Annotated in this window: 15 protein-coding genes; 10 read left to right on the top strand and 5 right to left on the bottom strand. The window is 72.4% G+C overall.

The annotated features are described in order from the left end of the window. Positions 1-42 precede the first annotated feature (42 nt). On the top strand, positions 43-927 hold the full coding sequence (locus AB0L33_RS11425) for a YceI family protein (protein ID WP_365679991.1): 885 nt from the start codon (positions 43-45) through the stop codon (positions 925-927). A 23-nt stretch (positions 928-950) separates the two neighbouring features. Here the strand turns inward: AB0L33_RS11425 and AB0L33_RS11420 are convergent, their stop codons facing one another. Beyond that, positions 951-1,196, bottom strand: coding sequence for a hypothetical protein (locus AB0L33_RS11420; RefSeq protein WP_073965243.1), 246 nt, complete (start codon positions 1,194-1,196; stop codon positions 951-953). A gap of 83 nt (positions 1,197-1,279) precedes the next feature. On the opposite strand from AB0L33_RS11420, the gene holA reads away from it, so the two are divergent. Continuing rightward, positions 1,280-2,275 carry a DNA polymerase III subunit delta gene (gene holA, locus AB0L33_RS11415; RefSeq protein ID WP_365679989.1) on the top strand — a complete coding sequence of 332 codons (996 nt, stop codon included), beginning with the start codon at positions 1,280-1,282 and terminating at the stop codon, positions 2,273-2,275. Between the two features lie 349 nt (positions 2,276-2,624). Here the strand turns inward: holA and rpsT are convergent, their stop codons facing one another. Beyond that, positions 2,625-2,891: a 30S ribosomal protein S20 gene (gene rpsT / locus AB0L33_RS11410; protein ID WP_018103239.1), complete on the bottom strand. Its 267-nt coding sequence runs from the start codon at positions 2,889-2,891 to the stop codon at positions 2,625-2,627. 214 nt (positions 2,892-3,105) lie between these two features. On the opposite strand from rpsT, the gene lepA reads away from it, so the two are divergent. The 4 genes from lepA to hemW all read left to right on the top strand — a co-directional run bounded on the left by lepA (position 3,106) and on the right by hemW (position 10,485). Next, positions 3,106-4,980 (top strand): translation elongation factor 4, encoded by a 1,875-nt coding sequence (gene lepA / locus AB0L33_RS11405; protein ID WP_365679987.1) that lies wholly within the window; start codon positions 3,106-3,108, stop codon positions 4,978-4,980. A gap of 215 nt (positions 4,981-5,195) precedes the next feature. Next, positions 5,196-7,085: a long-chain fatty acid--CoA ligase gene (locus tag AB0L33_RS11400; protein WP_365679985.1), complete on the top strand. Its 1,890-nt coding sequence runs from the start codon at positions 5,196-5,198 to the stop codon at positions 7,083-7,085. Between the two features lie 220 nt (positions 7,086-7,305). Further along, entirely contained in the window at positions 7,306-9,198 is a 1,893-nt protein-coding gene (locus AB0L33_RS11395; protein ID WP_365680148.1) for an ATP-binding SpoIIE family protein phosphatase, read from the top strand. A 45-nt stretch (positions 9,199-9,243) separates the two neighbouring features. Next, positions 9,244-10,485, top strand: a complete 1,242-nt coding sequence (gene hemW / locus AB0L33_RS11390) for a radical SAM family heme chaperone HemW (RefSeq protein ID WP_365679983.1) — start codon at positions 9,244-9,246, stop codon at positions 10,483-10,485. Positions 10,486-10,546: 61 nt separating this feature from the next. Here hemW and AB0L33_RS11385 read toward each other — a convergent pair whose 3' ends face one another. From AB0L33_RS11385 to AB0L33_RS11375, 3 genes are all read right to left on the bottom strand, one after another. Then, positions 10,547-13,420, bottom strand: coding sequence for a hypothetical protein (locus tag AB0L33_RS11385; RefSeq protein WP_365679981.1), 2,874 nt, complete (start codon positions 13,418-13,420; stop codon positions 10,547-10,549). A 116-nt stretch (positions 13,421-13,536) separates the two neighbouring features. Further along, on the bottom strand, positions 13,537-14,355 hold the full coding sequence (locus AB0L33_RS11380; protein ID WP_365679979.1) for a DUF3097 domain-containing protein: 819 nt from the start codon (positions 14,353-14,355) through the stop codon (positions 13,537-13,539). Positions 14,356-14,464: 109 nt separating this feature from the next. Beyond that, complete coding sequence (locus AB0L33_RS11375; RefSeq protein ID WP_365679977.1) at positions 14,465-15,187, bottom strand: MBL fold metallo-hydrolase; 723 nt, start codon at positions 15,185-15,187, stop codon at positions 14,465-14,467. Between the two features lie 186 nt (positions 15,188-15,373). Between AB0L33_RS11375 and hrcA the strand changes: the two genes are divergently transcribed. From hrcA to AB0L33_RS11355, 4 genes are all read left to right on the top strand, one after another. Beyond that, positions 15,374-16,390, top strand: coding sequence for a heat-inducible transcriptional repressor HrcA (gene hrcA, locus AB0L33_RS11370; protein ID WP_018103247.1), 1,017 nt, complete (start codon positions 15,374-15,376; stop codon positions 16,388-16,390). Further along, on the top strand, positions 16,391-17,527 hold the full coding sequence (gene dnaJ / locus AB0L33_RS11365; protein WP_365679975.1) for a molecular chaperone DnaJ: 1,137 nt from the start codon (positions 16,391-16,393) through the stop codon (positions 17,525-17,527). It begins immediately after the preceding gene. A gap of 109 nt (positions 17,528-17,636) precedes the next feature. Further along, the gene (locus AB0L33_RS11360) at positions 17,637-18,710 is read left to right on the top strand and encodes a nitronate monooxygenase (protein ID WP_365679973.1); all 1,074 of its coding nucleotides are present in this window, start codon (positions 17,637-17,639) and stop codon (positions 18,708-18,710) included. After that, the gene (locus AB0L33_RS11355) at positions 18,707-19,453 is read left to right on the top strand and encodes a 16S rRNA (uracil(1498)-N(3))-methyltransferase (RefSeq protein WP_365679971.1); all 747 of its coding nucleotides are present in this window, start codon (positions 18,707-18,709) and stop codon (positions 19,451-19,453) included. Before AB0L33_RS11360 ends, AB0L33_RS11355 begins: the two co-directional genes overlap by 4 nt. The last annotated feature ends 32 nt before the right edge of the window (positions 19,454-19,485 follow it).

The raw sequence follows: 19,485 nt of genomic DNA, 5'->3' as shown, positions 1-19,485 counted from the left end.
CCCTCCGGCCCGAGGTGAGCGAGTGCCCGGGAGTGTGTGGAGATGTTCGGCCGTTGGTTCGGAAACAAGGGCGCGACGGGTGCGGCTCGGGGCAATGCCTTCGCCGGGCTGGTGGTGCCGGACTCGGCGGGTGTTCTCAGCTGCCGGGTGCTGGACCCGGTGAACGAGCCCGTGACGCAGGCGGAGTTCGTTCTGACGGACCGCGCGGGGCGCAAGGTGGTCGGGGGCGAGACCGACCCGTACGGCAGTGTCGTGGCCACGGTTCCGGCGGGGGAGTACCGGCTGGCCGTCACGGCGGACGGGTTCACCCCCTTCCACGGTTCGGCCACGGTCACCGAGAGCGGCCACGCGAGCCTCGGCGATGTGACCCTTCAGGTCGCCGCCCCGCCGCAGCTGCCCGAACCGGGCGACTGGGAGATCGAACCGATGCACTCCCAGATCGGTTTCACCGCCCGGCACATCGGGATGGCCCGCATCCACGGCCGGTTCAACACCTTCGCCGGGGCGGTGCGGATCGCCGACCGCATGGAGGACTCGGCGATGCACGTGATCATCGACGCCGCGTCGATCGACACGAACGTCCAGATGCGCGACGATCACCTGCGCTCCAGCGACTTCCTGGACGTCGGCCGGTACCCGACGCTGGAGTTCTACAGCGACCGCTTCGTGCACCGGGGCGGGACCCGCTGGGGTGTGAGCGGTGCGCTCACGCTGCACGGGGTGAGCCGTACGGTGACCCTCGACACCCAGTACCTCGGTCTCGGCAACGGCATGGAGGGCGAGGCCCGGGCCGCCTGCCGCGCCACCACGCAGCTGCACCGCGAGGACTTCACGCTCACCTGGCAGACCATGCTGGCGCGCGGCATCGCGGTCGTCGGCCCGAGCATCTCCGTCGAGATGGACATCCAGATCGTCCCGAAGGGCTGACCGCCGGCCCTGCGGGGCCGGTCCTACGGTGCCTCCAGCCACCCCTCGTACTCCGCCGCGAACGCGTCGAGCGCCGCCGGGTCGAGACGGTGGTCCGGGTCTTCCACGACGACCAGCCACTGGGCGTCCTCGGCGTCGTCCTCGCCGGCCAGCGCGTCCCGCACGAGCTGCGGTTCGTCGGTGACGCCGAAGCGGTCGGCGAGTTCCTCCGCCGCCTCCTCGGCGGCATCGCGGTCGGGCAGCACCAGCACGTGTCTCTCATCGCTCACGTGCTCATTCTCGGATACGGGGGAGGGGGCGGCGGACGCGGCCGGGACCGGGCTGTCAGCGGCCCGTGGGATGCTGGACGGCGATGGCCACCAGAAAGAATTCCAGCGACGATCCGCTCGCCCCGCTCACGCTCGCCGTGGGGCAGGAGGACCTGCTCCTCGACCGAGCCGTGCAGCAGGTGGTGGCGGCCACGCGCGCCGCTGACGCCGACACGGACGTCCGGGACCTCACCCCCGACCAGCTCCAGCCGGGCACGCTGGCCGAGCTGACCAGCCCCTCGCTGTTCGCCGAGCGCAAGGTCGTCATCGTGCGCAACGCGCAGGATCTGAGCGCGGACACGGTCAAGGACGTCAAGAAGTATCTGGACGACCCGGTCGAGGAGATCACCCTCGTCCTGCTGCACGCGGGCGGTGCCAAGGGCAAGGGGCTGCTCGACGCGGCCCGTAAGGCAGGGGCCCGCGAGGTCGCGTGCCCGAAGACGACGAAGCCGGCCGAGCGGCTGTCCTTCGTGCGGGGCGAGTTCCGCGCGCTCGGGCGGTCCGCGACGCCCGAGGCGTGCCAGGCGCTGGTCGACTCCATCGGGAGCGACCTGCGGGAGCTGGCGAGCGCGGTGTCGCAGCTCGTCGCGGACATCGAGGGCACGATCGACGAGGCGGTCGTCGGGCGCTACTACACGGGGCGGGCCGAGGCATCGAGCTTCACGGTCGCCGACCGGGCGGTCGAGGGGCGGGCGGCGGAGGCCCTGGAAGCCCTGCGCTGGTCGCTGTCCACGGGGGTGGCGCCCGTCCTGATCACCAGCGCGCTGGCGCAAGGGGTCCGGGCGATCGGCAAGCTGTCCTCGGCGCGCGGGGGGCGGCCGGCGGACCTCGCCCGTGAGCTGGGGATGCCGCCGTGGAAGATCGACCGGGTGCGGCAGCAGATGCGGGGGTGGACGCCGGACGGTGTCGCCGTGGCGCTGCGGGCGGTCGCGGAGGCGGACGCGGGGGTGAAGGGGGGCGGGGACGACCCCGAGTACGCGTTGGAGAAGGCGGTGGTGGCCGTGGCGGGTGCGGCCCGGGGCGGGCGTAGCCCGCGGTAGTGCGGTGCGGCGGGGGCCCTGTGCGGCCGCGGTTGTCCTCAATCGCCGGACGGGCTTGGACCTGCCTTTCAGGCGTCCTCAATCGCCGGACGGGCTGGGTTTCGCCGGGCGGGCCTCGGACGCGCGGTCGATGCGTCCGCAAGTACCCCACGCGCTGGGTTGCCGGGTCGGCCTTGGGCCGCCCACGCCGAAGGCCCCGCTGTCCTGGGGAAAGGACCGCGGGGCCTCGGGTTCGAGCTGGGTGCGCCGCACCCGCGTGGCGAACGCAGGTTCGGTGTGCGGCGCGGGGGCCGGGCAGGAGCGGGGTAGAGGGCCCGCTTGGTCCGTTCCGGCGGTGGGATCAGATCGCTCAGCCCTGGAGGGTGGCAGCCTTGGAGGCCAGCGCCGACTTCTTGTTGGCGGCGGCGTTCTTGTGGATGACACCCTTCGAGACGGCCTTGTCCAGCTGACGGGACGCGGCGCGCACGGCGACGGTGGCCTTCTCGACGTCGCCGGCGGCGACGGCCTCGCGGGCCTTGCGGATCGCGGTCTTGAGCGACGACTTGACGGCCTTGTTGCGCAGGCGCGCCTTCTCGTTCGTCTTGTTCCGCTTGATCTGGGACTTGATGTTCGCCACGAAAGAGCCTTTTCAGGTTCGTTGGATCTTCGATGTGTGTCCGTGCGGCCCGAGAGCCACATGGCACAGCTCTCCACGGTAGCAGGAGGGGTCCGACCGGCCCAAACCGGTCGCCGCCCCGCAGGCGTGGGACGATGGAGGCTACGTACAGATCCGCCCCGACCCGAACCGACCCGAGACACGGCGTCCGGCGTCTCAAGAATCAGGACCCTGCGTGCCCGCGACTCCTCTCCACGTGCCCGAGCCGAGCCGTACCGACCCGGCGCTGATCCGCAACTTCTGCATCATCGCGCACATCGACCACGGCAAGTCGACCCTTGCCGACCGGATGCTCCAGCTGACCGGAGTGGTCGACCAGCGGCAGATGCGCGCTCAGTACCTCGACCGGATGGACATCGAGCGCGAGCGCGGCATCACCATCAAGTCCCAGGCGGTCCGGCTGCCCTGGGCGCCGACCACCGGTGAGGGCCAGGGCAGCACCCATGTCCTCAACATGATCGACACGCCGGGCCACGTCGACTTCACCTACGAGGTCTCCCGGTCGCTGGCCGCCTGCGAGGGCACGATCCTGCTGGTCGACGCCGCGCAGGGCATCGAGGCCCAGACCCTGGCCAACCTCTACCTGGCGATGGAGAACGACCTCACCATCGTCCCGGTGCTCAACAAGATCGACCTGCCGGCCGCCCAGCCCGAGAAGTTCTCGGAGGAACTGGCCACGCTCATCGGCTGCCAGCCGGAGGACGTGCTCAAGGTCTCCGCCAAGACCGGCATGGGTGTGGACGCGCTGCTCGACCGCGTCGTCCGGGACATCCCGGCGCCCGTCGGCGACGCCGACGCGCCCGCCCGCGCGATGATCTTCGACTCGGTCTACGACTCGTACCGGGGCGTCGTCACGTACGTCCGTGTCGTGGACGGCTCGCTCAACAAGCGCGAGCGGATCCGGATGATGTCGACCGGCGCCACCCACGAGCTGCTGGAGATCGGTGTCTCCTCGCCGGAGATGACGCCCTCCGACGGCATCGGCGTCGGCGAGGTCGGCTACATCATCACCGGCGTGAAGGACGTCCGGCAGTCCAAGGTCGGTGACACGATCACCTCGCTGAACAACGGCGCGACCGAGGCGCTGGGTGGTTACAAGGACCCCAAGCCGATGGTGTTCTCCGGGCTCTACCCGCTGGACGGCTCGGACTACCCGGACCTGCGCGAGGCCCTGGACAAGCTCCAGCTCAACGACGCCGCCCTGGTGTACGAGCCGGAGACCTCCGCGGCGCTCGGCTTCGGCTTCCGCGTCGGCTTCCTCGGCCTGCTCCACCTGGACGTGGTCCGCGAGCGGCTGGAGCGCGAGTTCGGCCTCGACCTGATCGCCACCGCGCCCAACGTGGTCTACCGGGTCGAAATGGAGGACGGGACCGAGCACACCGTCACCAACCCGAGTGAATTCCCCGAGGGCAAGATCGACAAGGTGCACGAGCCGGTCGTCCGGGCCACGGTCCTGGCGCCCAGCGAGTTCATCGGCGCGATCATGGAGCTGTGCCAGCAGCGCCGCGGCACCCTCCTCGGCATGGACTACCTCTCCGAGGACCGCGTCGAGATCCGCTACACGCTGCCGCTCGCGGAGATCGTCTTCGACTTCTTCGACCAGCTCAAGTCCAAGACCCGGGGTTACGCCTCCCTCGACTACGAGCCCACCGGCGAGCAGTCGGCCCAGCTCGTCAAGGTCGACATCCTGCTGCACGGCGACAAGGTCGACGCGTTCTCCGCGGTCACGCACAAGGACAAGGCGTACGCGTACGGTGTACGCCTCGTCGCCAAGCTGCAGAAGCTCATCCCCCGGCAGAACTTCGAGGTGCCGATCCAGGCGGCCATCGGCTCCCGGGTCATCGCCCGCGAGACCGTCCGCGCCATCCGCAAGGACGTCCTCGCCAAGTGCTACGGCGGCGACATCTCCCGTAAGCGCAAGCTGCTGGAGAAGCAGAAGGAAGGAAAGAAGCGGATGAAGATGGTCGGCAACGTGGAGGTGCCGCAGGACGCGTTCATCGCCGTGCTGTCGACCGACGAGTCCGCCGGGGACGCCAAGGCCAAGAAGTAGTCCCCGCAGGCAGACGAAGGGCCCCCGTGTCGCAGCCGCGCTGTGACACGGGGGCCCGTTCGTTATCAAGCGGCGTCCGATTGCCTCTTACGCGGGGCGCGCGGGCGCTCTACCCTGATCACGACTTCTTAGTTACTCGCCAGTTAAGCAAGCGGGATCGCAGCACGCAGACGCAGACAGCCGCAAGCACCACCGCCGCAGGCCCGGAGGATGTCGTGAGCGACACACAGACCATGATCGATAACCGTCCGCCCTCCGTGGCGACCCTCTTCATCGACCGGGTGGCGGCCACCCCGGACGGGGAGGCCTACCGCTACCCCGTGCCCCCGGCCGGCGGCGAGGGCCCCGACGAGTGGAAGTCGCTCAGCTGGGCGCAGGCCGCCGAACGGGTGTACGCCGTCGCCGCCGGGCTGATCGCGCTCGGCGTGAACCCGGAGGAGCGCGTCGCCCTCGCCTCCTCCACCCGGGTCGAGTGGATCCTCGTCGACCTCGGCGTCATGTGCGCGGGCGCCGCGACCACCACGGTCTACCCCTCCACCAACGCCGAGGAGTCGGCGTTCATCCTCGCCGACTCCGAGAGCCGGGTCCTGATCGCCGAGGACGCCGTCCAGCTGGCCAAGGCCCGTGAGCGCCGCGCCGAGCTCCCGAACCTGGCCCATGTCGTGGTCATCGACGCGGAGGGCGCCGGTCCGGCCGAGGGCGACCCCGAGGGCTGGGTGCTCACCCTGGCCGAGCTGGAGGCCCTGGGCGCCGAGCACCTGGCGAAGAACCCGGAGGCGGTCCGCGAGCGCGTCGACGCCATCACCTCCGACCAGCTGGCGACCCTCATCTACACCTCGGGCACCACCGGCCGCCCCAAGGGCGTACGGCTGCCGCACGACAACTGGTCGTACATGGCCAAGGCCACCGTCTCCACGGGGCTGATCACCAAGGACGACGTCCAGTACCTCTGGCTGCCGCTCGCCCACGTCTTCGGCAAGGTCCTCACCTCCGGGCAGATCGAGGTCGGGCACGTCACCGCCGTCGACGGCCGTGTCGACAAGATCATCGAGAACCTGCCGGTCGTCCAGCCGACCTACATGGCCGCCGTGCCGCGCATCTTCGAGAAGGTCTACAACGGGGTCGCGGCCAAGGCGCGCGCGGGCGGCGCCGCCAAGTACAAGATCTTCCAGTGGGCGGCAGGTGTCGCACGCGAGTACGCCCGGGTCTCTCAGGACAACTTCCGGCGCACCGGCAAGGCGTCCGTGCCCTTCGCGCTCGGCAGCAAGCACAAGGTCGCCGACGCGCTCGTCTTCGCCAAGATCCGCGAGGCGTTCGGCGGCCGGCTCCGCGCCTGCGTCTCAGGCTCCGCCGCGCTCGCCCCCGACATCGGGCTCTTCTTCTCCGGCGCCGGCATCCACATCCTGGAGGGCTACGGCCTCACCGAGTCGAGCGCCGCCTCCTTCGTCAACCCCGGCGAGAGCTACCGCACCGGCACGGTCGGCAAACCGCTGCCCGGCACCGAGGTGCGGATCGCCGACGACGGCGAGATCCTGCTGCGCGGTCCCGGCATCATGCAGGGCTACCAGGGGCTGCCGGACAAGACCGCCGAGGTGCTGGAGGCCGACGGCTGGTTCCACACCGGCGACATCGGCGAGCTCTCCGTGGACGGCTACCTCCGGATCACCGACCGCAAGAAGGACCTGATCAAGACGTCCGGCGGCAAGTACATCGCGCCCGCCGAGGTGGAGGGCCAGTTCAAGGCGGTGTGCCCGTTCGTCTCCAACATCCTGGTGCACGGCGCGGACCGTAACTTCTGCACCGCGCTGATCGCCCTGGACGAGCCCACCATCCTCGGCTGGGCCGCCGAGAACGGCATGGAGGGCAAGTCGTACGCCGACGTCGTGGCCTCCCCGAAGACCGTCGAGCTGATCGACGGCTACGTGAAGCGGCTCAACGAGGGCCTGCAGCGCTGGCAGACCATCAAGAAGTTCCGGCTGCTCCCGCGTGACCTCGACATCGAGCACGGCGAGGTCACGCCCAGCCTGAAGTTGAAGCGGCCGGTCGTGGAGCGTACCTACAAGGACCTGATCGAGGAGATGTACGCGGGTTCCCGCGAGGCCTGACCCGCGCCCGCGGCACCTGCGCACGCCCCCGAAAGCCCCCCGCGCACTCCGGCGCGGGGGGTCGGCGCGTTCTCACCGCAACGTCTTGACCACCCACTTCGGTAACTCGGCGCGTATGCGAAGGGCCGATCTGTCACTCTGTCCGTGTCGTCAGCGGCGCATCACGGAGAAACAGGCAGAGCGAGAACAGGTCAGGAGCCGCCCTGTGGGGTCCATTCCCTTGCAGCGGGACATCGTGCAGCGTCCCGGAACCACCGCCGCCACAGGCACACAGCCGGTCGCCCGGACCAGCCTGCCCGGCAATCTCCTCGCGCCCGCGGCGGCCCGGCGGTTCGTCACCGCCGCGCTGGACGAGTGGACCGGGCTCGGCCTGCCCGCCGCGGTCGGGTTCAGCGAGCGGCTGTCCGACGACGCCGCGATGATCGTCAGCGAGCTGGTGACCAACGCCGTCGTCCACGCGGGCACCGCCGTCGAACTGCTCTTCCGGCTGGAGGAGGCCACTGAGGACGAGGAGGCCGCCCTGGTCCTGGAGGTCTCCGACCACCACCCCGGCCGCACGGTCCGCGGCGACCACGCGCACAGCTCCGAGGGCGTGGGCGAGCCCGCCGACTACGGGCGCGGTCTGGACATCGTCGCCGCCCTCGCCGAGCGCTGGGGCATCACCTACCGCACCGGTACGAAGACCGTCTGGGCCCGCCTGCCCGTGGACGACTGGAACCCGTTCCCCGAGGGGCGCGGCGAGACCGGGCTCGACCGCGGACTGCGCGCCGCCGAACTGCTCGCCCCCACCGCCCGGCGCACCGCCCGCGACGACGGGGACTGGGCCGGGCGCGGGGCGCTCTCCTTCCTCGCCGAGGCGTCCGACCTGCTGGCCGGGCAGCTGGACGAGGACATCGTGGCGGCCCTCGCCGGACAGTTACTCGTTCCCCGTCTCGCCGACTGGTGCGCGATCTGGCTGGAGCCCGAGAGCGGCGGCCCCGCGGCCGTGCCCCGCCTCGCCAAGGTGTGGCACGTGGACGAGGAGCGGACCGGGACGCTGCGCGCCCTGCTGGAGGGCGACCCGCTGCGGCTGCCCGAGCGCGTCGGCACCGGCGCCGTCTCGATGCCGTGGCCCGGCAGCGGGGAGGACGGCGAACCGCCGGACGAGGAGGAGGGCGTCGCCTTCGCGTACCGGATCACATCGGGCGGCCGTCCCCTCGGAGCCGTGCTCATGGGCCGTGAGTCCACCGATCGGCTGCCCGACGAGCTGACGGCCCTCATCGAGGACTTCGTGCGCCGGGTCGGCCTCGCCGTGGGCGCCGCCCGCGCCTACACCCGGCAGGCCACCATCAGCCGCATCCTCCAGCGCGGACTGCTGCCCAGCAAGGTCGCCGAGATACCGGGGGTGGCCAGCTCCCTCGTCTACGAACCGAGCGACGACGGCGTCGTTGGCGGTGACTTCTACGACATCTTCCCGTGCCCCGGCGACCGCTGGTGCTTCGTACTCGGCGACGTCCAGGGCAGCGGCCCCGAGGCCGCCGTCGTCACCGGCCTCGCCCGCCCCTGGCTGCGCCTGCTGGCCCGCGAGGGCTTTCAGGCCGACGAGGTCCTGGTCCGGCTCAACCGGCTGCTCCTGGACGACGCCATGGAGGCCGCCGAGGCCGCCGCGCTCATGGTCGCCGCCGCCGGGGGCCAGCACTCCGCGGACAACGGCGGGCAGTCCCGCTTCCTGTCCCTGCTGTACGGGGAGCTGGTGCCGCTGCCCGGCGGCGGCGCCCGCTGCACCCTGGCCAGCGCCGGGCACCCGCTGCCGCTGCTGCTGCGCCCGGACGGCACCGTGCGGCCGGCCGCCGAGCCGCAATTGCTGCTGGGGCTGATGGACGATGCCGTCTACGAGACTCAGAGCTTCGACCTGGCGCCCGGCGACAGCCTGCTCTGCGTCACCGACGGGGTCACGGAGCGGCGCTCGGGCGCCCTGATGTTCGACGACGGGGACGGGCTGGCGAAGGCGCTCTCCGGGTGTGCGGGGCTGAACGCGGAGGAGATCGCGGAGCGCATCAAGCACGCCGTGCACGACTTCGCCGAACGCCCGCCGGACGACGACCTGGCCCTGCTCGTGCTCCAGGCCGAGTAGCGCCCGTCCGGGGCGTGGCGTCCGTTCGCCGGGCGGCGCGCGACAATGGGCGGTATGCCTTCCGTACTGCCCGATGGTGAACCCGTGCCCGACGACGGGGCGCTGCCCCGTCACGCCCTGGAAGGCGCAGCCGCCCGCCCGCTCGGCTTCTACCTGCACGTGCCGTACTGCGCGACCCGCTGCGGCTACTGCGACTTCAACACCTACACCGCGACCGAGCTGCGCGGTTCCGGCGGTGCGCTGGCCTCCCGCGACAACTACGCCGCGCACCTGACCGGCGAGATCCGCCAGGCCCGCAAGGTCCTCGGCGACGACCCGCGCCCGGTCCGCACGGTCTTCGTCGGCGGCGGCACGCCGACCCTGCTGGCCGCCGCCGACCTGGTCCGGATGCTGGCGGCGATCCGCGAGGAGTTCGGGCTCGCCGACGACGCCGAGATCACCACCGAGGCCAATCCGGAGTCCGTGGACCCCGCCTACCTGGCCGAGCTGCGCGAGGGCGGCTTCAACCGGATCTCCTTCGGCATGCAGAGCGCCCGGCAGCACGTCCTGAAGATTCTCGACCGCACCCACACCCCGGGCCGGCCCGAGGCGTGCGTGGCCGAGGCGCGGGCGGCCGGCTTCGAGCACATCAATCTGGACCTGATCTACGGCACCCCCGGCGAGTCCGACGACGACTGGCGCGCGTCCCTGGACGCGGCCATCGGCGCCGGGCCCGACCACGTCTCCGCGTACGCGCTGATCGTGGAGGAGGGCACCGGTCTCGCCCGCCGCATCAAGCGCGGCGAGATCCCGATGACCGACGACGACGCGCACGCCGACCGCTACCTCATCGCGGACGAGGCGATGGCCGCCGCCGGCTACTCGTGGTACGAGGTGTCGAACTGGGCCCGCACTCCCGAGGGCCGCTGCCTGCACAACGAGCTGTACTGGCGGGGCGCCGACTGGTGGGGGGCCGGACCGGGGGCGCACAGCCACGTCGGAGGCGTGCGCTGGTGGAACGTGAAGCACCCGGGGGCGTACGCGCAGGCGCTCGCCGAGGGGCGGTCGCCGGGGGCCGGGCGCGAGATCCTGTCCGCCGAGGACCGCCGCGTCGAGCGCATCCTGCTGGAACTGCGGCTCGTGGACGGCTGCCCGCTCTCCCTGCTGGCCCCCGCCGGCCTCGCCGCGGCCCGCCGGGCGGTGGACGACGGGCTCCTGGAACCGGCGCCGTTCGCCGACGGGCGGGCCGTGCTGACGCTGCGCGGGCGGCTGCTGGCCGACGCGGTGGTGCGCGACCTGGTCGACTGAGCACGGCGCGCACTCGGGGGCGTACGACGGTCCGAGCCGCACGCCCCCGGGCACGCGGTGCTCACTTCAGCGGGCAGCCCGCCGGTGTCAGCGCCCGCGCCCCCGCCGCCCGGCCGCAGATGATCCGGGCGCGGCTCCGGCCGTCCGGGTAGGTGATCTGCACGACGTCCAGACCGTGGCCCGCCTGGGCCTCGTACGGGATGAAGCCGCGGAAGGTGATCGTCCCCGTGGGCATCGTCCGCAGGTTCACCGCGTACAGGTTCGCCCAGGTCTCCGCCGCGCTGTTCACCGCGTCGCCGTGGCTCGCCGCGTCGTACAGCGCGGCCGTGGCGCTGTACGACATCACAGACTGGCCGCTCGCGAAGAGCGGGTCCTCGTACGGCTTCGACTCCGGCAGGCGGGGAAGCGTCACGCCCTCGGGCAGCAGCTTTCCGAGCGCCCGGTGCGACTCCTCGTAGAAGCCGTCGGCGCGGCCGCGGCTCATCGGGGCGAGGGCCGAGTGGTACAGGGTGACGTTCTTCGTGGTGTCCGTGCTGGCGTCGAGCCGGGCCTTGGTCAGGTCGTCGCCCGTGAAGACGGTGATGGGGCGGCGCGAACAGCTGTGGGCGAGCCGGCTCATCAGGTTGGCGACGTCCTCGACCCGGCCCGCGAAGTACAGCGCGTCCGGCGCCGGGTCCGCCGCGCAGATCCGCTGCACCGGCCGGTCCAGGTCGGCGCTGCTGCGGCGCCCGAGGTCGTACTCCACGGGGTCCGACACCTCGAAGCCCGACTTCCTCAGCATCGCGTCGCCCACCTCCTGCTGCTCCAGCGTGTAGCGGTCCTTGTCGTTGTTGCCGAGCTTGCGCGACAGGACCAGGGCCCGGGGCTTGCGTCCGCTGTGCACCTTGGCGGCCACCTGCCTCGCGACGAGGCCGAGGGCGTCCGCCTGCTCCTGGTCGGTGGCCGCCAGACCGAAGTAGTTGGAGTAGTCCGTCGCCAGATAGCCGCCCGAGTTGGTGGTGTCCACCACGGGCAGGCCCGCCCGCTGAAGGAGCGCGGTGGCCTCCGGGCTGTCGGTGGTGTCGCGGCCGAGCCCGACCACGCCGACGACCGAAGGGTCCCTTTCGGCCACCTCGATGATCTTCTTCACCGCGGGGATCTGCTGGAGCATGTCCTGCCCGCCGTTGGCGGTCAGCACCCGCAGCTTCACGGAGAAGTCCAGCGTGTTGGTGTGGTGCTGGTAGAGGTAGACGCCGGTCAGCTCTTCCAGGGCCTTGCGGGTGCGCTCCGGGGACGGGGCGGTGAACGGCCCCGCGTAGATCAGCGTGACGTACTTGTCGCCCGTTTCGATCGAGTCGTTCTCCTCGGACACCGCCCGCTCGATCCGGTCGAAGGTGACCCCCGCCCCCGCCCCGTCGAGCTCCAGGCCGTTGCCCTCCGCGAAGCGCACCCGGGCGGACGTCGCCACGCCGATGCACTCCTTGTCCCCGCCGCCCGGCCCCGCCAGCCGCACCGAGTCCGTGTCGACGTCCGTGAGCGGACCGTGGCAGTAACGGTTCGCCAGGTGATTGCTCAGCAGCATCGTGCCCAGCAGCGCGCCGGCCACCAGACAGGCGACCGTCGTCCGCGACATCACCCACCACACCCACGTCCTGCGCACCCGTTGCGTGGACAGCTGCGCGTGCGCGTGCTCATGGGTCAGCTGGGCCGTCGACAGCGGCAGCCGCAGCACCCAGGCGGGCGTGGCCGTGCCCGAGGGGGACTGGCCCACGCTGAGATGGCCGACCCAGTCCTCGTACCGCGCCCGCGCCGCACCCGTGTGCACCGGCGGCGGGTCCGGCGGCAGCGGCGGGGTGTGCCGCAGGATCTCGGCCGCCGGCAGCGAGGCCAGGAGCAGCAGCGGATCGACCTCGCTGCGCCGGGAGCGGACGTTGTTGACGGCGTTGATCAGCTGGACGCCGCCGTTGCTCTGGACGGCCCTCGGCAGGAAGACCACCGGCGGCACGGTCCGCTTGCCGCGCCGCCAGTCCGGCGCGTGCGGCCGGTAGTTGTTGCGCAGGTCCTCCAGCAGCGCCTGGACCCTCAGCTCCAGGTGGAACTGGCGGGACCGCTCGTCGCCCGCCGCCGCGTCGGCCACCCGCCCCGCGACCACCGCGGCGCGCGCCCGGATCACCCGCCACGAACCGCTGGGCGAGAGCCGGGACCAGCCGTCCGAGGGGTAGCCGGTGCTGGCGGCGGCCAGCGAGGAGGTGGTGGCGAACCACCTGCTGGCCCGGCGCAGCCACAGCAGCGGCGGCGCCGACGTCGTCACCAGCCGGACCACCGCGAGCCCGAGGACCGCCCCCACGGCCACCAGCACGGTCGGCAGCCAGCCGATCTCGCCGAGCAGCACGCCCAGGACCGCGATGACCACGGCCCCCACGAACGTCTCCGGCCGCACCGACTCACGGAACGCGGTCCACCACGTGCCCCGGCCGCGCCGTCCGGCCCGCCAGCGCAGCGCGCTCAGCTCCTCCAGGATGCGCTCGTCGCGGCGGTCCCGGGTGCAGCCCGGCTCCGGGTCCCGCAGCACGGCCTCGGTGGCCTGCTCGATGGCGCCGAGCAGCCGGGAGCGGGGGAAGGCGAACGGCTTGTACTGCGATCCGCCCCGGGTCTCCCACGGCTTCTCGGTCAGCGTGCGGACCATGTCGAGCGCCGCGTCGTACGGGGTGTCGCCGCGCCCGTCGAGCAGTCTCAGGGGGACGCGGCGCGGCAGGTTGGCCCGGTGGACCTGGCGCACGATCTGCTCGACCCGGGCGTCCACGTCCGCCGGCACGTCGGCGTCGGCGGCCTGGAGGACCACCAGGGGCATCACGGGCCGGTTGTCGCGGTAGCCGTCGATGAGCTGCTGCACGAAGTGGAAGACGGCGGAGGCCGCCTCGTTCTCCGCCGTGTCCCGCCAGACCTCGCGTGCCATCGCCCCCGTGCCTTCCCTCGCGAAAAGAGCCTGGCCCCCTCAATAACCGATGATGTGTGCGATGCGCAGGCAGTTGTCCGGATCGGTGCCGGATCGACGGGAAGGCTTGCCGGACATCAGTCCGGAAGAGTGACGAAATCGATCAATTCCTCGACGCGGCCCAGGAGTTCGGGCTGAAGGTCCCGGTAGGAGCGGACCGAGGACAGGATGCGCTGCCAGGCGGCTCCGGTGTTCTCCGGCCACCCCAGCGCCCGGCACACGCCCGTCTTCCAGTCCTGCCCGCGCGGCACCACCGGCCACCCGGCGATCCCCACCGACGCCGGCTTCACGGCCTCCCACACGTCGATGTACGGGTGCCCGACCACGAGCACGTTGCCGTCCGAAACCCGGGCCGCGATCCGGGACTCCTTGGAGCCGGGCACCAGATGGTCGACCAGCACGCCGAGGCGGGCGTCCGGCGCGGGCGCGAACTCCCGGACGATCGCCGGCAGGTCGTCGATGCCCTCCAGGTACTCCACGACCACGCCCTCGATGCGCAGGTCGTCGCCCCAGACCCGCTCGACCAGCTCCGCGTCGTGCCGCCCCTCCACGTAGATCCGCCCGGCCCGCGCCACCCGCGCCCGCGCCCCGGGCACCGCCACCGACCCGGAGGCCGTACGCGTGGGCCGCACCGGACCCCCGGCCGACGGGCGCACCAGCGTGACGACCCGGCCCTCCAGCAGGAAACCGCGCGGCGCCATCGGGAAGACCCGGTGCTTGCCGAACCGGTCCTCCAGGGTCACCGTCGGCCCCTCGGCGGTCTTCTCGCACCGGACGACCGCGCCGCAGAAACCGGTGACGGCCTCCTCCACGACCAGATCGGTCTCGGCGGGCACCTCCGGCGCGGGGGCGGACTTCTTCCACGGCGGGGTCAGATCGGGCTGGTAGCTGCGCATCGCACGACGATAAGCGGGGAAGGCCCACGACACGCCGAGCCGGGTGGCCCTCCGGCCGTCCGTCTTCCCGGCCGGGACGCGGTCGAACCCCGGCAGCCCCCGCGACGCGCTACGACGCCCCGAACCGCCGCGCCAGCGCCTCCCGCTGCGCCCGGACGAACGCCGCGTCCACCACCGCCCCGTGCCCCGGCACGTACAGCGCGTCGTCCCCGCCGAGCTCCAGCAGCCGGTCCAGCGCGGCCGGCCAGCGCGCCGGGCCGGCGTCCGGGCCCGCCTGCGGCTCGCCGGACTCCTCGACCAGGTCGCCGCAGAACACCAGCGCCGGGGAGCCCGGGACCAGCACCGCCAGGTCGTGGCCGCTGTGCGCCGCGCCCACGTTCACCAGGACCGCCTCCCGTCCGCCGCCCAGGTCCACCGTCAGCTCGCCGCGCACCTCGTGGCGCGGAGCCACCAGCACGTCGGCGGACTCGGCCGCGTCCGCCTCGGGCAGTCCCTGGGCCACCGCGTCCGCGTACAGCTCGGCGGCCCCCCGCCGCAGCAGCTCCGCCGTGCCCTCGGCGCCGTACACCCGTGCCCCGGCGAAGGCGGCCGTGCCCAGCACATGGTCGAAATGGGGGTGGGTCAGTGCGATGTGCGTCACCCTCCGGCCGAGCAGCGCCTCGGCCTGGAGACGCAGTTCCACCCCCTCGCGCAGTGACGCACCGGTGTCGCAGAGCAGCACTCCGTCCGCACCGGCCACCAGCAGGGCCGTCGCGTCCCAGACCGGAAGGCGCCGACGGCCGGTTCCGTGACCCAGCCGCTCCCATCCGAAGTCTTCCCAAGAGACATCCATGCGGCGACGCTATCGGCAGCGACCTGCGCGGTCGGGCGGCACGGCGGCCGGTCGGCCTTGCTAGGGCACCACCCCGTCGCCGTACACTGGCCGGGGATCGCTGGCACTCGTACGCACCGAGTGCCAGGAGGAATCCCGGGAACGGCCCGGGAGCCACCGACGTGGACAGCTGGAGGTGTGCGCGCGATGCTCAGCGAACGCAGACTCGAAGTGCTGCGCGCGATCGTCCAGGACTACGTCGGGACCGAGGAGCCCGTCGGCTCCAAGGCGCTCACGGAGCGGCACAAGCTGGGGGTCTCCCCGGCGACCGTCCGCAACGACATGGCGGTGCTGGAGGAGGAGGGCTTCATCGCCCAGCCGCACACCAGCGCCGGGCGCATCCCGACGGACAAGGGCTACCGGCTCTTCGTGGACAAGCTGGCGGGCGTCAAGCCCCTCTCCTCGCCCGAGCGCCGCGCCATTCAGAACTTCCTCGACGGCGCGGTCGACCTGGACGACGTGGTGGGCCGCACCGTACGGCTGCTCGCGCAGCTGACCCGGCAGGTCGCCGTCGTGCAGTACCCCTCGCTGACCCGTTCGACGGTGCGGCACGTGGAGCTGCTGTCCCTGGCCCCGGCGCGGCTGATGCTCGTGCTGATCACGGACACCGGCCGGGTCGAACAGCGGCTGGTGGACTGCCCGGCACCGTTCGGCGAGACCTCGCTCGCCGATCTGCGGGCCCGGCTCAACAGCCGGGTGGTGGGGCGCCGGTTCGCCGATGTCCCGCAGCTGGTGCAGGACCTGCCGGAATCCTTCGAGAGCGAGGACCGGGGAACCGTGTCCACCGTCCTCTCGATCCTGCTCGAAACGCTCGTCGAGGAGACGGAGGAGCGGCTGATGATCGGCGGCACCTCCAACCTCACCCGCTTCGGACACGACTTCCCTGTGATGATCCGGCCGGTGCTCGAAGCACTGGAGGAGCAGGTCGTGCTGCTGAAGCTGCTCGGCGAGGCCAAGGACTCGGGCATGACCGTACGCATCGGGCACGAGAACGCCCACGAGGGGCTCAACTCCACGTCCGTCGTCGCGGTCGGCTACGGTTCGGGCGACGAGGCAGTCGCCAAACTCGGCGTGGTCGGACCGACCCGCATGGACTACCCCGGAACGATGGGAGCGGTACGCGCAGTGGCACGTTACGTCGGACAGATCCTGGCGGAGTCGTAAGTGGCCACGGACTACTACGCCGTACTCGGCGTGCGCCGCGACGCTTCCCAGGACGAGATCAAGAAGGCATTCCGGAGGCTCGCCCGCGAGCTGCACCCGGACGTCAACCCCGATCCGAAGACCCAGGAGCGGTTCAAGGAGATCAACGCCGCTTACGAGGTCCTGTCGGACGCGCAGAAGAAGCAGGTCTACGACCTCGGCGGGGACCCGCTCTCGCAGTCCGGCGGCGCCGGTGCGGGCGGTTTCGGCCAGGGCGGCTTCGGCAACTTCTCCGACATCATGGACGCGTTCTTCGGTACGTCGTCGCAGCGCGGGCCCCGCTCGCGCACCCGGCGCGGCCAGGACGCCATGATCCGGCTGGAGATCGACCTCACCGAGGCGGCCTTCGGCACCACCAAGGACATCCAGGTCGACACCGCCGTCGTCTGCACCACGTGCAGCGGCGAGGGCGCGGCCCCCGGCACCTCGGCGCAGACCTGCGACATGTGCCGCGGCCGCGGTGAGGTCTCCCAGGTCACCCGGTCCTTCCTCGGCCAGGTCATGACCTCGCGGCCCTGCCCCCAGTGCCAGGGCTTCGGTACGGTGGTGCCGACCCCGTGCCCGGAGTGCGCCGGTGACGGCCGCATCCGCTCGCGGCGCACGCTGACCGTGAAGATCCCCGCGGGCGTCGACAACGGCACCCGCATCCAGCTCGCGGGCGAGGGCGAGGTCGGCCCCGGCGGCGGCCCCGCCGGGGACCTCTACGTCGAGATCCACGAGCTGCCGCACGCGGTGTTCCAGCGCCGCGGCGACGACCTGCACTGCACGGTCACGATCCCCATGACGGCGGCGGCCCTCGGCACCAAGGTGCCGCTGGAGACGCTGGACGGCCTCGAAGAGGTCGACATCCGGCCGGGCACCCAGTCCGGCCAGTCCGTCCCGCTGCACGGGCGCGGCATCACCCACCTGCGGGGCGGCGGGCGCGGCGACCTCATCGTGCACGTCGAGGTGACCACCCCGGTCAAGCTCGACCCCGAGCAGGAACGCCTCCTGCGCGAACTGGCCAAGCTGCGCGGCGAGGAGCGGCCCACCGGCCAGTTCCAGCCGGGCCAGCAGGGCCTGTTCTCCCGCCTGAAGGACGCCTTCAACGGCCGCTGACGGCTTGCCCGCGCGGTCCGGACCCGGAGCCCGGGTCCGTACCGCGCGCGGCCCGGCCCTGTCGCGGGGCGGGCATCACGGGACAGGAAGGACATGACACGATGCGGTCATGCCCTCCGCGCTGACCGCTCTCTGCCGTCATCCCCTCGTGCAGGCCCCCATGGCCGGCGGTCCGTCCTGCCCGCAGCTCGCCGCCGCCGTCTCCGAGGCGGGCGCACTCGGCTTCCTGGCCGCGGGCTACAAGACGGCGGACGCCCTGCGCGACGAGATCCGGCAGGTGCGCGCCCTGACCGGGCAGCCCTTCGGCGTCAACCTCTTCATGCCCCAGTGCGAACCGGCGGACCCGGCCGCGCTGGAGGACTACCGCCGTCGGCTCGCGGGCGAGGCCACCGGTTACGAGACCGCCCTCGGCGACCCGGACGTCCCCGGCGACGACGGCTACGAGGACAAGCTCGCCGTCCTCCTCGACGCCCCGGTCCCGGTCGTCTCCTTCACCTTCGGCTGCCCCTCGCGCGACACGCTCGACGCCTTCGCGGCGGCCGGTACGTACACCGTCGTCACGGTCACCTCGCCGGAGGAGGCCCAGGCCGCCGAGTGGGCCGGGGCCGACGCCGTCTGCGCCCAGGGCACCGAGGCGGGCGGCCACCGCTCCACGTTCCACGACGACCCGGCGACCGAGGACGGCGGGACCGGGCTGCTGAGCCTGGTCGCCCAGGTCCGCGAGACCGTGCAGATACCGGTCGTCGCCGCCGGCGGCCTGATGCGCGGCGCCCAGATCGCCGCCGTCCTCGCGGCGGGCGCCGACGCCGCCCAGCTCGGGACCGCATTCCTGGCCTGCCCGGAGTCCGGCGCCCACGTCCTGCACAAACAGGCCCTGACCAACCCGCTGTTCGTCCGGACCACCCTGACCAGGGCGTTCTCCGGGCGCCCGGCCCGCGGCCTGGTCAACCGCTTCGTGCGCGAGCACGGACCGTACGCCCCCGCCGCCTACCCCCAGGTCCACCACATGACCTCCGTGCTGCGCAAGGCCGCCGCCCGCGTCGGGGACGCCCAGGGCATGGCGCTGTGGGCCGGGCAGGGCCACCGCATGGCCCGCGAGCTGCCCGCCGGCCGGCTGGTCCGGCTGCTCGCCGAGGAACTGGACGCCGCACGGACGGCAGTGAGCACAAGGAGCGCACAGTGACGGCACCCGTCTTCGTCGTCGGACACCTGCCGGACGCCCCCGAGTTCGTCCTCGACGGGCCCGAGGGGCGCCATGCCGTCTCCGTGAAGCGCCTGCGCGCCGGCGAGGAGGTCGTCCTCACGGACGGGCGCGGCCGGTGGGCCCAGGGCGTCGTGCGCGCCGCCGAGGGCAAGGACCGGCTGGTCGTCGGCGATCTGGCCCAGGTCCACGAGGAGCCGCGCCCCGCGCTGCGGATCACCGTCGTCCAGGCCCTGCCCAAGGGGGACCGGGGCGAGGTCGCCGTGGAGACGATGACGGAGACCGGGGTCGACGCGGTCGTCCCGTGGCAGGCGGCGCGCTGCATCACCCAGTGGAAGGGCGATCGCGGCCTCAAGTCCCTGGCCAAATGGCGCGCCACGGCCCGGGAGGCCGGCAAGCAGTCGCGCCGGGTGCTGTTTCCGGACGTGGCGGACCTGGCCACCACCAAGCAGGTTGCCGGCCTGCTGGCCGCGGCGGACTTCGCGGCCGTGCTGCACGAGGACCGCGACTACCCGAGCGAACCGCTGGCCACCGTCGGCCTGCCCGACGAGGGCGAGATCGTGCTGGTCGTCGGTCCCGAGGGCGGTGTGTCGCCGGAGGAGCTGACCGCGTTCGCCGACGCCGGAGCCCGCACCTGCCGCCTCGGCCCCACGGTCCTGCGCACCTCGACAGCGGGCACCGCGGCCACCGCGCTGCTCCTGGGACGCACGGGGCGCTGGTCGTAAACCGTCCCCGATGGGGTGGTTGTGCCCGGAAA

This window comes from Streptomyces sp. NPDC052299, from assembly GCF_040679335.1.
Lineage (GTDB): Bacteria > Actinomycetota > Actinomycetes > Streptomycetales > Streptomycetaceae > Streptomyces.
The sequence above is the reverse complement of the archived record's forward strand: the minus strand, read 5'-3'. Positions and strand labels throughout refer to the sequence as shown.